The organism is Chryseobacterium sp. OSA05B, assembly GCF_019970065.1.
In the GTDB taxonomy this organism is placed as follows: Bacteria; Bacteroidota; Bacteroidia; order Flavobacteriales; family Weeksellaceae; genus Chryseobacterium.
This window is the reverse complement of sequence record NZ_JAHXYH010000001.1, coordinates 277,384-292,979: the sequence shown is the minus strand read 5'-3', so window position 1 is coordinate 292,979 and position 15,596 is coordinate 277,384. Positions and strand designations below refer to the sequence as shown.

Sequence of the window (15,596 nt, the reverse complement as noted above, 5' to 3'; positions counted from 1 at the left end):
GTATGGATTTCAAGATTACAACTTATATTTTATTCTTTGTTTTACTGTTTTCAACTATTGGTTTGAAAGCACAGAATCAGTTTAGAGATTTCGAAAAAGAAAAAACGTATGTACAGACCAGTCATGTTTTTTATAAACCGGGCGAGGAAATGTACTTTAAAATTTACGTCGTAAAAGCTGAGAATAATCTGCCGGCGGATCAGAGCAGAGTCGTCAACTTTGAACTCATTGACCCAAGCGGAAGTGTTATTAAAAAGGCAAAATACGAAATTGAAAAAGGCTATGCAGAAGGCTATTTATATTTCAGTGACGAGATGAAAGGCGGAATTTACAAGATCAGGGCGTTTACGAACTGGATGCAGAACGAAGAAGGAAAAAATGCCTTTGAAAAAGAAATCACATTGCAGAAAGTCGTGTCACCGAGAATTCTGATGAAACTCGAGTTTCCGAAAAAAGGTTATGGTCCGGGCGATGAGGTTCTGGCAGATTTTTCAATGCGAAGTCTGAGCAACCAGGTGATTCCCTTTTATGAAGCGGATTATACGGTAATGCACAATGGGGAAATCATTTCAGAAGGAAAACTGATTACGGATAAGGAAGGTAAAAAGCAGCTGAAATTCAATCTTCCCAAGACTTTGAAATCATCTGATGCCTTACTGAATATTAAAGTGAATTTTGACGGGTTTACAGAGTCTATTTCCAGAAATATCCCGATTGTTCTGAATTATCTTGATGTGAAATTCATGCCGGAAGGAGGAACTTTGATCAACGGACTTGAACAGAATGTGGCATTTAAAATTTTAGATGAATATGAAAAGCCTGTAGATGCCGTTCTGGAAATTTTTAATCAAAACAAACAAAAAGTAGCAGATGCTTCAGCCTACAATTTCGGAATGGGAAGTTTTCGATGGACACCGAAGAGAGGGGAGACCTATTACGCCAAAGTGATAAAACCAGAAAACATTTCCCAGACTTATCAGCTTCCGGAGGCTAAAGATGAAGGCGTGGTTTTGAATATGCATAAAGAAAACCAAAAGATCTACGTAAAAATCACATCTACCGGAGCAAGAGCAATTGTTTTAAAAGGAAGCTTCCGTGAAAAAGAGATCTATAATCAAACGTTTTCATTACAGAAAGGATTAAATCAGTTTGAAATTTCTGAAAAAGAACTTCCGGCAGGTATTTGCAGGTTTACTGTTTTTGAAGGAGAAATTCCTCTTGCCGAGCGCATTGTTTTTGCGAATGAAAGCAGGCAGATGAATGTGAAAATTAAGCCTGTAAAACAACAGTATCTTCCAAGAGAAAAAGTAGTGCTGGACATTGAAACCACAGACGAAAACGGGATTCCCGTTCCTGCTAATCTTGCGATGAGCGTCGTTGATGACAAACTCTGGACGTACGCAGATGACAAGCAGAACAATATTCTTTCCTGGCTTCTGATGGATTCCGAATTGAAAGGAAAAGTGGAAAGGCCACAGTTCTATTTTGATAAAAAAGAAGAAAAGGCAGCCAAAAGCCTTGATCTTCTCATGCTTACCAATGGCTACCGGTATTTTGAGATGGTTCCTGAAGTCATTAAAAATCAGAAATACAAATACCTTCCTGAAAAAAGAAATCCTATTTATGGAATTGTGGAAGATGAAAACAGAAAACCCGTCAAAGCTGAAGTTTATCTGTTGCAGGGAGAAAAAGTACTTAAACAGATAACTTCAGAAGAAGGTACCTTTTATTTTTCAGATCTGAAAAGGAATGATTATTATAAGCTGATCGCGAAATCTTTTCAACCAAAACAACAGGTAAAGATCAGAATTCTATCCTATAAGCTTTCTGTGAATCCACTTGCAAATAATTCTCCGAAGAACGTCAATGTAGAAGAAATTGTAAAAGAAGCGGTAAAGGAAACCGGAAAGATAGAGCTCAGAAAAGATCCGGAAAAAAAGATTGTGGAGCAGGAAAAAACAAAATATATTAAAGAAAGCCGTACAAAAAGGTCATCCGGAAGTAAGGGAAATATGAAGAGTGATACTCTGAGGTCGGATAGAATTGAAGAAGTAGTAGTAACCGCCTACGGAATCAAAAAAAATGGATTAACATCAGGAACAATTATTTCAAAGGAAGATGGATTGCAGAATCCGGATGTTGCTTCTTTATTAGCAGGAAAAGTCTCCGGAGTTATGGTCAACAGAGCCGGTGGGCAGCCGGGAAGTAGTGGTAGTATTCTGATCAGAGGAATGGCTTCTGTGTCAAACAAAACGCCGTTGTATGTGGTTGACGGGGTGCCGGTAGAAAATTTTAAAACAGCCATCAATCCAAGTGACATCAATAGCATAACGGTTCTTAAAGATGCTGCCGCCACATCCATTTACGGAAGTCTTGGGGTTAATGGGGTTATCATTATTAACTCTGTAAAAAACTCACGCCCGCAGCTGAAAGTTGATATCACTCCGAAATCGTATTATGCAGTGATGACCGTTCCTCAGGACAGTCTTGTATCTTATTCTTACAGCAGAAATTTTCAGTATCCGGTGTATCAGAGTACCAATACTTCTTACCGTTTTGACTACAGGGAAACGATTTACTGGAATCCGGTGTTGGAAACCGATAAAAAAGGAAAAGCAAAGGTTGAATTTTATAACTCCGATGCCAATACCGCTTTCAGAATTATGACTGAAGGGATCTCCGGAAAAGGTTTGATAGGAAGAGACGAAACCGTGTATTCCGCTCAGAGTCTGATTTCCATTGATGCCAAAATTCCGCAGTACCTAACAAGAACGGATCAGATGATGATTCCGGTGGTCATTAAAAACAATTCAGCAGAAACCCGGAAAATGGTCATGGATGTGATCGTTCCGAACAGGGTTAAGCTCATCAAATTTGACAGTATCATTACTCTTAAACCCCTTGAATCGGGACGGCTGTTTGTTATGATGCAGGCCGATGATGTAGTAAGCTCAAATATTCAGTTTTCAATACAATCAGGAGATTTCAGGGAAGCGGCTATTTTTCCGTTTAATGTGGAAGAAAAAGGATTTCCGCATCATTATTCCATCATCAGTAATACCTTCGAAAATAGAGTGACCCAGATTCCTGCGTATATCAACGGAAGTTTCTCATCGTCGTATTATGTGTATGAAAATACGGCGTTGCAGCTGTTTGATGATATGGAAAGGCTGAAACGTGAGCCACATGGATGTTTTGAACAGCTCTCATCTACAGTATATCCCAATATTTTTATTCTCGATTATTTAAAATCGGTTAAAAAGATCACACCTCAAACGGAAAGTTTTGTGATAAGAAATATGAAAAAAGGCTATCAGAAAATGTTGAGCTACAAAAACAGGGACGGTGGTTTCGGATATTTCAATGCTTCGGAATCTGACGTTTCAGTTTCTGCTTTTGCCTTGCTGGAATTCAGGGATCTTAAGAAATATGTAGATATTGATCCTAAGCTGATCCAGAATCTGACCTCTTTCATTTTATCTAAAAATCAGAATGGAAATTTTGAAGTAAGAAAAAGTTATGAAATGAGAAGCCCTTTCTCCGATTATGCCTGGTCGCGAAATATGTATGTGATCTATGCTTTGGCTAAGATCGGATTAAAAAATCAAATAGAAGAGCCTTATAAAAATGCACTGAATAAAGCATTAGCCACCAAAGATTCTTACCAGTTGAGTCTGATGGCCAATGCTTCAGCCTATCTTGGAAAGACTAAGGATTACCAGGAACTGATGACGATACTGAACCGGCAATATGAAACTAAGAACGAAAAAACGACAGTTACTTTTACCGGTTCAAGCGGTATTTCAGCCAATGCAGAAACACTTTCACTTTATATAATGGCCCTTCAGAAAGATACAGCAATCCACCAGCTGAAAATCGCAGAAGCGGCGGATAAACTGATCAATTATAACGGATATTATGGTTTTGGTTCTACACAGGCTACGACACTGGCATTGGAAGCTTTGTCCGATTTCTTTGCTAAAAATGAAAAGCTGTACGGAACCGAAAAACCAAAAATTAAAATCAACAAAGTAGAAGTTGCTCCCAACATGAGCTTGAGTTCAGCTTACAGAAACGGACAGAACGAAATAGATGTTGAGTATGGCGGCAATGTTCAAAAAGGATTGCCTTATAAACTGGATTATCAGTATTATACCTTACAGGCTCCGGAAAGTAAAGATATTCCTGTGACCCTGGAAACCAGACTGAAATCTGAAGCGGCCAAAATAGGAGAGACGAAAAGAATGACGGTTACGGTAAAAAATAAGATCAATGGACCGCTGCCGATGGTCACTGCTAAAATTGGAATTCCAGCCGGACTGACTCTTCAAAATGCGCTGCTTAAAGATCTTATCGATAAAAAGCAGGTTTCCTATTATGAAATTTTCGACAATTATCTGGTGCTGTATTGGGAACATTTTGATACAGAAGAAACAAAAGTAATCTACCTCGATCTGAAAGTTGAATTTGCCGGAGAATACACTGGAAAAGCCAGCAATGTGTATCTCTACTATATGCCGGAAGCGAAATACTGGAATGAGGGAATCAGGGCTAGAATTGAACCGTGAGACGTGAGTAATGAGTGATGCTGGGGAATGTTTTAAAGAAAATTATTTAAATTAAAAATAGAAGATAGAGGTATTGCTTTAAGCATTACCTCTTTTTTATTTTATAAGCAAACACCGGTCACGAAGTACTATCTTGTAAAAAAACATAACACATCAAAATCCATGCACATAATTCATATCAATTTTATAAGTTAAAACAAACATTTATATTTTTTAATTAATGTAAATGGCTATTTGTGATTAAATAAATTCATAGACATCCTGCTTAATGTAGGATTTTTTATTTGGTAGTATATTCTTTATTATTATGTATTTTATTAATTAAATTAATGTTATTGTTGATAAATGTGTATTTTTTCTTTTTTATATTTGCGAAATAAATTTGAAGATATAAATGCTATTTAATTCCCTTTCATTTGCGGTATTTTTCCCTGTTATATTCTGCCTCTATTGGATGACTAACAAGAGTTTGAAATGGCAAAATATGTTACTCCTTATTGCAAGCTGCTATTTTTATTCATGTTGGGATTGGCGGTTTTTGTTTCTCCTGATGTTTTCCATTGGATTGGATTATTTTTCGGGAATTAAAATTGAAAATAGTGAAAATAAAAAGGAAGCTAAATTCTGGCTGATTTTAAGTATTGTCATTAATTTAGGATTTCTTGGCTTTTTTAAATATTATAATTTCTTTATCGAAAGCTTTGCCGATTTTCTGTCAAATTTCGGATTCAAAGCCAATATCTGGCTGCTTAATGTCATACTTCCGGTGGGAATTTCATTTTATACTTTTCATGGTCTCTCCTATGTCATTGATGTTTATAAGAAAAGGATAAAAGCGGAACGTAATTTTGTTGACTACAGTTTATTTGTAAGCTTTTTTCCTTTGCTGGTAGCTGGTCCTATTGAAAGAGCTACCCATTTATTACCTCAGATCAAAGTTCCGAGAAAGTTTAGCTATGACAATGCCGTAAGTGGATTGCGACAGATACTTTGGGGGCTGTTTAAAAAAATTGTAATTGCAGATCAGTGTGCCATTTATGTGAATGAAATTTTTGCTAACCATCACGGACTGTATGGAAGCACATTGGCTATGGGGGCTGTTCTCTTCGCATTTCAGATTTATGGTGACTTTTCGGGATATTCTGATATTGCATTGGGGACGGCGAGGCTACTGGGATTTGATTTATTGAAAAACTTCAATTATCCATATTTCTCACGGGATATTGCAGAATTTTGGAGGCGTTGGCATATTTCGCTTTCATCATGGTTTCGGGATTATCTTTATATTCCTTTAGGAGGAAGTAATGGTGGCAATTGGATGAGAATCAGAAATACATTCATTATTTTCCTTGTTTCCGGTTTCTGGCATGGTGCCAATTGGACTTTCATCGTTTGGGGATTCCTGAATGCTTTGTTTATTTTGCCTGCCATTATCTTCAAAACCAATAGAAATAATTTAAACGTCGTTGCTGAAAATTCGGTATTTCCTAGTATAAAAGAAGTACTGATGATGGGCTTTACTTTTGGACTAACCGTTTTCGCATGGATATTCTTCAGAGCGGACAGTGTAATGGATGCCTTAAAATACATCAGGAGAATCTGCAGCTATTCACTCCTGAAATACCCGCAAAAGGAAATAAAGTGGCTGGTGGCCATCATCTTATTTTTTATGGCGGTTGAGTGGTTCGGAAGGAAAGACAATTTTGCCATTGAAAAAATTCATTTAGACCATAACCGATGGGTGAGATGGGGTTTTTATTACATCCTTATTGGTGGTATTATTTATTTCTCGGGCGAAGAACAAATTTTTATTTATTTCCAATTTTAATGAAAAAGCTAATAAAAAATATCCTTTACTTTATGTTTCCGGTGGTGGCTGTTTTGGCTGCAACGGAGTATATGGCTGAAGGAATCCCCAATGAGTACAGTATCAAAAATGATTATTTAGATAAAAATTCCAGCAGGGTAGAGGTGTTATATCTGGGAAACTCGCATGTATACTTTGGAATTAATCCCGACTATGCATTGCATCAATCCTATAACGCATCCTATATATCGCAATCACTTAATTTGGACCAGATGATCCTCAGTAAGTACAAGTGGGAAAAGCTAAAGTATATTGTTATTCCTGCCGATTATGTTTCCATGTATTACACATTGGAAACAGCGAATGATAAATGGCGGATAAAAAACTACAATTTATACTATCACTTCAGAATAGGATATGATCCGGTCAATTACACCGAAATTTTTACCGGAAAGTTTAAGGATCAGATGAAAAGAATGGAAGATTATTATATTCAAAAAAAGCATAACATTGTAAGTACACCACTCGGATTTGGAACGGCATACCAATCGCCTTCTCCGCTTGATATCAATAAAACATCGAAAGAAGCCATCAAGAGACATACTTTTGATATACAATCAGAAGAATACTTACATAATTTTAAAATAAATAAGGAAGCAGTGAACAGGATTGTAGGGTTTGCAGAAAAAAATCAGGTCAAAGTTATTTTTCTTTCATCTCCTGTCAGTCTTGAATATTACCGGAATTGTAATCGAATTCAGCTTGCCAGTACCATGAATGTATATAATGATTTATTAAAGAAATACCCGGAAACATGTTCTCATATGGATTTTATGCAAAGTTCTTATTTTAGTAATACAGACTTTTATGATGGTGATCATCTGAATAATATCGGAGCACAAAAGCTAACGAAACTGGTTGAAATGAAATTGATAAAGTAATGTATAGCGATTTTTTTTAAAAGTTATCATTAAAGCAGCCAGTCACGAAGTGACGATTTAACCCAGATAGGACACCGTCCTATCGAAAAATAGTCATATACATAATCATTAATTATAAATATCATCCGGTCACAAATTGACGATTCAACCCGAGATAGGACACCGTCCTATCTATCAAAATATCCTAATTTTATCAATCAAAACCGAGAAAAGAATACAACGTCCTATCAAAAAGGGAAAAAATATAAAAATTAGTTTTCAATAATTATTGAAAATTCAAAAAATATAATTACATTTGTTATAGAAATAGAAAATGGAGAAACAAATGAAACTTTCAGAAGCAAAAGAAAAGTACATCCAAACGTGGGGAACCTTCGCTACCAATTGGGGAATCAACCGTACGATGGCGCAGGTTCATGCATTGCTTCTGGCCACTGGAAAACCGCTTTCTACTGATGATGTGATGGAGCAGCTGGAAATTTCAAGAGGAAATGCCAATATGAATCTCCGCGCTTTGATAGACTGGGGTATTGTGAAGAAAGAATTTGTAAAAGGAGACCGGAAAGAGTATTTCGTAGCGGAAAAAGATGTTTGGTACCTGTTTAAGCAAATCACGAAAGAAAGAAGAAAAAGGGAAATAGAACCTGTCATTTCTTTCCTGGAAGAATTAAAGAATATAGAAGACAATGATTCTCAGGAAGCGAAAGAATTTATCAAGCTGATGGATGATTTCAGCTCTGTAACGGGAAAGATTAACAATATTATGGATCTGGCGATTAAAAGCGATGATCACTGGCTGGTAGGAAAAATTACCAACCTGTTAAAATAGAAGAGGATAGCATCCTTTTTTATTTGAATTTAATTTTCAAAAATTACTGAAAATATAATATTTATAAGATGTTTAATATAGTCTCATATGTCATTTTTCTTACGGTGAGTTCTTACATCACCATAGATGTCGGAAGGCGATGTTTTCACGCTGGAAAGGCTTATCTGGAGTATCTGATTCATGACAGCGAGATGTGTCTTACCATCAACAGAATTCTTCTTGGATGCTATTACCTGCTGAATCTGGGATACATTGCGGTCAATCTGGCATTCTGGGAACGGGTCAGTTCTATGGAAGAAGTGGTCGCGGTGACTGCCATCCGTATCGGATATATTACTTTGATCCTTTGTGTACTGCATTATATGAACATTTTTACGCTTTACTTTTTAAGAAACAAATTAACATTAAAATAATACAGCTATGACCACAACAGTTTTAACCACAACGTACAATTTCTCTGCGTACATGATTTATCTTCCTATTGTAATCGCACTTACCGTATTGGTGTCTCAGTTTCTGTTCAAAAACTCAAAAACATTCATGATCGATATTTTTCACCAGAAAAAAGACATTGCAATGGCAACGAATTCTCTCTTTAAAATTGGTTTTTATCTCCTGAATATCGGATTTGCTTTATGCATCATTGAATTTTTTCAGATTGAAACCATAGAAAGACTGGTTGTCGCTTTAAGTAAAAAGATCGGAGGCTTTTCCATCTATCTCGGACTGATGATGCTTCTCAATCTACTTCTGTTTCTGAAAGGCCGTAAACATGCTATGAACAAAGAAAAACTTATCGAAAATGAAAACACTCATCTTTAAAATCTGGATGTATATCACCTTCAGATCCAACAATAAAAGAACCCGTGGCGATTTCTTAACCTTTTAAAATAAATGATCATGAGAACATTTGTAGCAATCGACTTTTATATTCAGCTGGTAATGTTGATGATTGGAATTCTCCTGGCAAGTTTTCAAGGATATGCAGCCCTTTTATTCTATTATGTGACAGGTGGCACACAATTGATAAGTTTCCTGATCAGACTGTTTCTGCCGGTAAGAAAATCGGTCTTCTATATCATCTATGGAATATTGATTATACCTGTTTGGATTTCCATACTTTTGACTTATACAGATTATAATATTTCTCAATTTTTCTATCAGGTTTTATTTGCCTCTTTATTTTACAGTCCGGTGATGGCTGTGATGTACATTTATGATTATTACAGCGTTTACAAATCTTATCCATAAACCTGCATACATCTAAAAAAATAACAAAATGACTACAATTTATCTAGAAACCCCAATTAAAGCAAACATTCATAAAGTGTTTGATTTGGCAAGAGATATTGATCTTCATCAAAAGTCAACAGGAAAAACCAATGAAAAGGCAGTGGGAGGAAGAACTTCCGGACTTATTGAAGAAAATGAAACGGTGACCTGGCGAGCCAGACATTTAGGAATTTATCAGACACTGACGACGAAAATCATAAGTATGGAGAAGCCGGTCCAGTTCACGGATATAATGCTTAAAGGAGCATTTAAAACCATGAAACATAAGCATATTTTTAAAGAGAGAAACGGAAGTACAGTCATGATTGATGTATTTGAATTCAAATCTCCTTTTGGAATAGTCGGAAGATTTTTCAACCATGTTTTCCTTAAAGATTATATGCGAAAATTTTTATTAGAAAGAAACGAGCTCATTAAAAATGAAGCAGAATCAGTTAATATGTAGTACATTCATACTTTTCAAAGAGATGGAGATTAAGGCTAAGTAAAATGTTATTTGAGATCCAAATATTAAACCTCATAACCCATAAACGCGCATCCCCAAACACTAAAACTCTTCAACTCTCAAACCCCGCAACCCGAACCCCAAAAAGCAATAAAATGAACTTCCTGCAAGCCGAATGGCGAAAACTAGCCATCATCAATTACGAAATAGACCCTGAGGTTTTAATGAAATATCTTCCTGAAGGGACGGAACTGGATTTCTATCACGGTAAATGTTATGTAAGTCTGGTCGGATTTATGTTTTTAAACACGAAATTACTGGGGCTTTCCATTCCTTTTTACCGGAATTTTGAAGAGGTCAACTTAAGATTTTACGTTAAAAAGAAAGATAAAAATACCTGGAAAAGAGGCGTTGTTTTCATTAAAGAGATCGTTCCTAAATATGCACTAAGTTTTGTGGCCAATTCATTTTACAGGGAAAACTATAAAACAATGCCGATGAATAATGAAATCAGATTGAATGGTGATGAACTGACTGTAAAATACGCATGGAAAGATAAAAGCTGGCATTCCATCCAGATCACTGCTGATAGTAAGGCTGTGCCTATGAAAAATGATTCGGAATTTGAATTCATTACAGAACATTACTTCGGATTTACCAAAAGAGAACATAAAACCTCCGAATATGAAGTCTGCCACCCAAAGTGGGAACACTATCCGATTAAAGAATATAAATTGGACATTGAATTTAATGCACTCTACGGAAAAGACTTTGAGTTTCTTAATAAGCAGGAACCCATCTCCGTAATGCTGGCAGAAGGCTCAGAAATTGAAGTGAAAACTAAAAAGTACATCCTGTGATTTTTTAACTACAAAGGACAAAAGCTGTAAGCCTATTGTAATTTAAAACTGGTACCTAATCGATTCAAGTTCATATAATTGAAGAATCATAAATACAATCAGTATAATCTGTAAAAATATCACGAGAAAAGCCAGCCGAAAAGTGGCGATTTAACCCAAGATAAGATGCATTCCTATCACATCAAAATTAAGGTTTGCCGATTAAAGAAAGGATGATTAAATTAGCAAAAACGAACCTTGTATGCTCATTAAACAGAAAACGAAAAGTCTTTTCCTATCATCTTTTCTCATATCCTCAGCCTTTTTTTCGCAGGCACATAATGTTTCTGCGGGCTATCAAAAGCCGGACGATCCGCTGGTCGTTCAGAATCTGGAAGAGTGGCAGGATCTTAAATTCGGACTGTTTATGCATTGGGGAACCTATAGCCAATGGGGGATTGTGGAAAGCTGGAGCTTGTGTCCCGAAGATGAATCCTGGACTCAGAGAAACCCCCAACATGGGAAATCTTACAATGAGTATGTCAGGAATTATGAAAACCTTCAGACTACTTTCAATCCAATAGAATTTAATCCTAAGAAATGGGCGGATGCCGCGAAGAAAGCCGGAATGAAATATGTGGTTTTTACGACCAAGCATCATGATGGGTTCACAATGTTTGATACCAAAGAATCCGATTACAAAATTACTTCTGCCAAAACTCCTTTCTCAAAAAATCCTAAAGCAGACGTTACCAAAGAAATCTTTAATACCTTCAGGAAAGACGGGTTCAAAATCGGAGCTTATTTTTCAAAACCTGACTGGCATTCTGAAAACTACTGGTGGCCGTACTTTCCGCCAAAAGACAGGAATGTAAACTATGATCCGAAGAAATATCCTGAAAGGTGGGAACGTTTTAAAAAATTCACCTTTAATCAGCTGAACGAGATCACATCAAATTATGGAAAGATCGATATTCTTTGGCTGGACGGAGGTTGGGTACGTCCTTTTAAAACCATCGATCCTTCTGTGGAATGGCAGAGAACCATCAAAGTGGAACAGGATATTGATATGGATAAAATCGGGACCATGGCAAGGAAAAACCAACCGGGAATTATTGTAGTGGACCGTACCGTACCCGGAAAATGGGAGAATTATGTCACTCCTGAGCAGGCTGTTCCGGAACATGCCCTTTCTATTCCCTGGGAAAGCTGTATCACAATGGGAGATTCCTTTTCCTATGTTCCCAATGATCACTATAAATCTTCCCAGAAAATCATAGAAACGCTTATAAAAATTATCTCAAGAGGTGGAAACTACCTGATGAATATCGCTCCCGGTCCCAATGGAGATTATGATCCGATTGTGTATGAAAGATTAAAAGAAATTTCCGGCTGGATGGACAAAAATCAGTCGGCCGTCTTTGCAACCAGAAGCGCGGAGCCTTATCACGACGGGAGTTTTTATTACACCCAATCCAAAGACGCTAAAACATTGAACGTTTTCCATATCGATGATACCAGAGAGTATAAAACGCCATCGGTACTCAATTTTCCGCTTCCGGAGAACTTCAAACCCAAATCATTGAAAGTTCTCGGGCTGAGCTCAAAAATTCAATGGAAACAAATTGGAAACAGGATTGAAATAAAGCTTCCTGAAGAAAGAACAAAGCTAAAATTGGCTACTGTAATTCAAATGACCAGATGATGAAACTGAATTTGATTAAACTAACGGTTGTTGCATTGTCCTTCAGTTCCATTTCTTTGCAAGCACAAAAAGAAAAACCGCTATATAAAGATGCAAAGCAGCCCATTGAACTCAGGGTTCAGGATCTGCTGAAAAGAATGACGCCGGATGAAAAATTCTGGCAGTGTTTTATGATTCCCGGAGACTTGGACAATGTTCCGAAAGACCAGTACAGACATGGGATTTTCGGACTGCAGGTGAGTGCAGGGAATCAGGGTGGAGGAGCAGCCGGACAGATGCTGAAGTATAATGCCAATGAGAACGCTGAAAAACTGACAAAAAAAATCAATGCGATCCAAAAGTATTTCGTTGAAAAATCCAGACTCGGAATTCCTATTATTCCTTTTGATGAAGCTCTGCACGGACTGGTAAGGGAAGGTGCAACTGCTTTTCCGCAGGCTATCGGTTTAGCGGCTTCTTTTAATCCGGATCTGATGAAGGAAGTATCTTTGGCCATAGCGAAAGAATCGAAACTTAGAGGAATCCGTCAGATTCTGACTCCTGTGGTGAATCTTGCCAGTGATGTCAGATGGGGACGTACAGAAGAAACCTATGGTGAAGATCCTTTTTTAACCTCAGTGATGGGGACCAGTTTCGTAAGTTCCTTTGAAGAGCAGGGAATCATTACCACTCCAAAACATTTTTTAGCCAATGTGGGAGAGGGTGGACGAGATTCTTACCCCATACACTGGAGTAAACGGTATCTTGAAGAAACTCACCTCGTTCCTTTTTATAAAGCATTTGCAACTGGAAAAAGCAGATCGGTCATGACTTCTTATAATCTGCTGGATGGAAGACCTTCAACGGCTAATCATTGGCTGCTTACAGAAAAATTAAAAAAAGAATGGGATTTCAAAGGCTTTGTGATCAGTGATGCCAGTGCAGTAGGAGGGGCAAATGTATTGCATTTTACGGCAAAGGATTATGATGATGCTTCAGCACAGGCTATCAATGCCGGACTGGATGTGATATTTCAGACGGAGTATCACCATTATAAACTTTTTATTCCCCCGTTTTTAGATGGAAGAATTTCACAAGCTAGAGTAGATGATGCTGTAGCAAGAGTGCTCAGAGCAAAATTTGAACTGGGACTGTTTGAAAACCCTTATGTTTCGGTTAAAGAAATACAGGAATTAAAAAAGATTGATCATAAACCATTGGCTGAAAGGGCTGCAATTGAGTCTTTTGTTCTGTTGCAAAACAATAATAAAACACTTCCGGTTTCCGGAGCAGCTACAACAATAGCAGTGATCGGAACGGATGCCGCTGAGGCAAGGTTGGGCGGATATTCCGGGCCGGGGAATGATAAAGTGAATATTCTCCAGGGTATTAAAAATTTCACCAGAGATAAAAATGTAAAAATCCTTTATGCAAAAGGGATTAAATGGGATTTAAAGGAGTTTAAAACAGTTCCCGCCGACCTTTTATCATTCGGAAATAAAAAAGGATTACACGGAAGTTATTTTTCCAACAGTACGCTGAAAGATATTCCTGTTTTTGAAAGGCAGGATGAACAGATTAACTTTAAATGGACACTGTATTCGCCGGACCCTGAAAAACTGCAACCTGACAATTACAGTATTCGCTGGACGGGAAAACTGAAAGCTCCTGACAATGGAAAATATCAGTTGGGACTGCGTGGAAATGATGGTTTCAGATTGTATTTAAATGGAAAACCTTTGATTGACCAATGGGAAAAACTGGGGTATTCCACCAAGACAACAGCCGTAGATTTTGTGAAAGATCAACAGTATGATATCGTCATCGAGTTCCGTGAAAACAGAGGGGAAGCGAATGTAGAACTGATCTGGAATTACGGTATTGAGAAGTACGAGAAAGACTTTGATGAAGCTTTAAGAATAGCACAGAAAGCCGATCATATTATCATCGCGGCAGGCATTCATGAAGGTGAATTTCAGGACCGTTCTTCGCTGAGTCTTCCGGGAAATCAGGAAAAAATGATTCATGAAGTTTCCAAATTGAATAAACCTGTCACCGTAGTTCTGGTAGGTGGTTCCGCCATAAAAACAACGGGCTGGAAGGATAAAGTTGGAGCGATTCTGGATGTCTGGTATCCTGGGGAAGAAGGAGGAAATGCCGTAGCAAAAGTGCTGTTCGGGGCAGAAAACCCGTCTGGAAAACTTCCTATTACGTTTCCGATGGAAGAAGGACAGCTGCCTTTGACGTATAATCATCACCCAACCGGAAGAGGAAATGACTACCATGATTTGAGTGGAGAACCGCTGTATTCGTTTGGTTTTGGACTGAGCTATACCACTTTTGAGATTTCTGATCTGCATTTAAACAAAGCAAAATATTCAGACCATGAAACCATCACGGCAAAAGTTTGGGTCAAAAATACAGGACCAAAAGCCGGAAGTGAAGTGATTCAGCTGTATGTAAAAGATCTGCTGGCATCAGTATCCAGACCTGTTATCGAATTAAAAGGCTTAAAAAAAGTCCATTTAAATCCCGGAGAATCAAAACAGGTGACGATTGAAGTTGCAGTAAAGGACCTTCAGTTTTTAGATGAAAATATGAAGTGGACGGTGGAAAAAGGAGCCTACCGGATTATGGTTGGAAATTCTTCTAAAAACCTGCCTTTGAAAGGAAATATTGAAGTTAAATAACGGCTTTGATTACACAAGATTTCAGCTTCCGTGACCGCTATGGTATGATATATGTAATATGGATATAAACCTGAATGAATTTAACGGATAAATATGAATCGTTTAAAACCATTCAAAAAAAAGTAAATGTCATGAGAAAGTTTTTTATATCAACCGTAGTGTTATTAGGCTTGTCTATGAATGTTAATGCCCAGAAAAGTCCTCCCGCACCTCCGACTAAAACTGAGCTGATTAACATTAAATCGCGTGAGCTGGACAAAAGATACAATACAGAGAAGAAACTAATTTTGAATCACCCGCTTGCCACTAAAAAGATGAAGCGGGATCAGTTAAAGGCTTTAAATGAGAAATACCAGAGCCAGAAAAAATTACTGAGAAAAATGTAATACCAGTATAATTACATTATTAAAATATTTACCCCTAGTCACTTAGGGGTATTTTTTTGTTTCAAATTATTGGTATTTGCGGACTTACTTGTTATGATTGATGTATTCTTAATG

At 37.3% G+C, this 15,596-nt stretch carries 12 protein-coding genes; all 12 read left to right on the top strand.

Features of this window, described 5'->3' with window-relative positions; translation table 11 throughout:
* Nucleotides 1-2: 2 nt before the first annotated feature.
* The 12 genes from LC419_RS01280 (at nt 3) to LC419_RS01225 (ending at nt 15,482) form a co-directional block, all read left to right on the top strand.
* A complete protein-coding gene (locus LC419_RS01280; RefSeq protein ID WP_223605642.1) occupies nt 3-4,568 on the top strand; it encodes a TonB-dependent receptor plug domain-containing protein in 4,566 nt (1,521 codons plus the stop codon).
* A gap of 394 nt (nt 4,569-4,962) precedes the next feature.
* Nucleotides 4,963-6,396, top strand: a complete 1,434-nt coding sequence (locus LC419_RS01275; RefSeq protein ID WP_223605641.1) for an MBOAT family protein — start codon at nt 4,963-4,965, stop codon at nt 6,394-6,396.
* The gene (locus tag LC419_RS01270) at nt 6,396-7,316 is read left to right on the top strand and encodes a hypothetical protein (protein ID WP_223605640.1); all 921 of its coding nucleotides are present in this window, start codon (nt 6,396-6,398) and stop codon (nt 7,314-7,316) included. Before LC419_RS01275 ends, LC419_RS01270 begins: the two co-directional genes overlap by 1 nt.
* Before the next feature lie 325 nt (nt 7,317-7,641).
* Nucleotides 7,642-8,145 carry a GbsR/MarR family transcriptional regulator gene (locus LC419_RS01265; protein WP_223605639.1) on the top strand — a complete coding sequence of 168 codons (504 nt, stop codon included), beginning with the start codon at nt 7,642-7,644 and terminating at the stop codon, nt 8,143-8,145.
* A 68-nt stretch (nt 8,146-8,213) separates the two neighbouring features.
* Entirely contained in the window at nt 8,214-8,558 is a 345-nt protein-coding gene (locus LC419_RS01260; protein ID WP_223605638.1) for a hypothetical protein, read from the top strand.
* 7 nt (nt 8,559-8,565) lie between these two features.
* Nucleotides 8,566-8,967 carry a hypothetical protein gene (locus LC419_RS01255; protein ID WP_034727946.1) on the top strand — a complete coding sequence of 134 codons (402 nt, stop codon included), beginning with the start codon at nt 8,566-8,568 and terminating at the stop codon, nt 8,965-8,967.
* A 78-nt stretch (nt 8,968-9,045) separates the two neighbouring features.
* Nucleotides 9,046-9,396 carry a hypothetical protein gene (locus LC419_RS01250; RefSeq protein WP_223605637.1) on the top strand — a complete coding sequence of 117 codons (351 nt, stop codon included), beginning with the start codon at nt 9,046-9,048 and terminating at the stop codon, nt 9,394-9,396.
* A gap of 28 nt (nt 9,397-9,424) precedes the next feature.
* Entirely contained in the window at nt 9,425-9,883 is a 459-nt protein-coding gene (locus tag LC419_RS01245; RefSeq protein WP_223605636.1) for an SRPBCC family protein, read from the top strand.
* A 155-nt stretch (nt 9,884-10,038) separates the two neighbouring features.
* A complete protein-coding gene (locus tag LC419_RS01240; RefSeq protein WP_223605635.1) occupies nt 10,039-10,743 on the top strand; it encodes a YqjF family protein in 705 nt (234 codons plus the stop codon).
* A 241-nt stretch (nt 10,744-10,984) separates the two neighbouring features.
* Nucleotides 10,985-12,427 (top strand): alpha-L-fucosidase, encoded by a 1,443-nt coding sequence (locus LC419_RS01235; protein ID WP_223605634.1) that lies wholly within the window; start codon nt 10,985-10,987, stop codon nt 12,425-12,427.
* Nucleotides 12,424-15,096: a glycoside hydrolase family 3 N-terminal domain-containing protein gene (locus LC419_RS01230; RefSeq protein WP_223605633.1), complete on the top strand. Its 2,673-nt coding sequence runs from the start codon at nt 12,424-12,426 to the stop codon at nt 15,094-15,096. Before LC419_RS01235 ends, LC419_RS01230 begins: the two co-directional genes overlap by 4 nt.
* Before the next feature lie 131 nt (nt 15,097-15,227).
* Nucleotides 15,228-15,482: a hypothetical protein gene (locus LC419_RS01225; RefSeq protein WP_223605632.1), complete on the top strand. Its 255-nt coding sequence runs from the start codon at nt 15,228-15,230 to the stop codon at nt 15,480-15,482.
* Nucleotides 15,483-15,596: the final 114 nt, after the last annotated feature.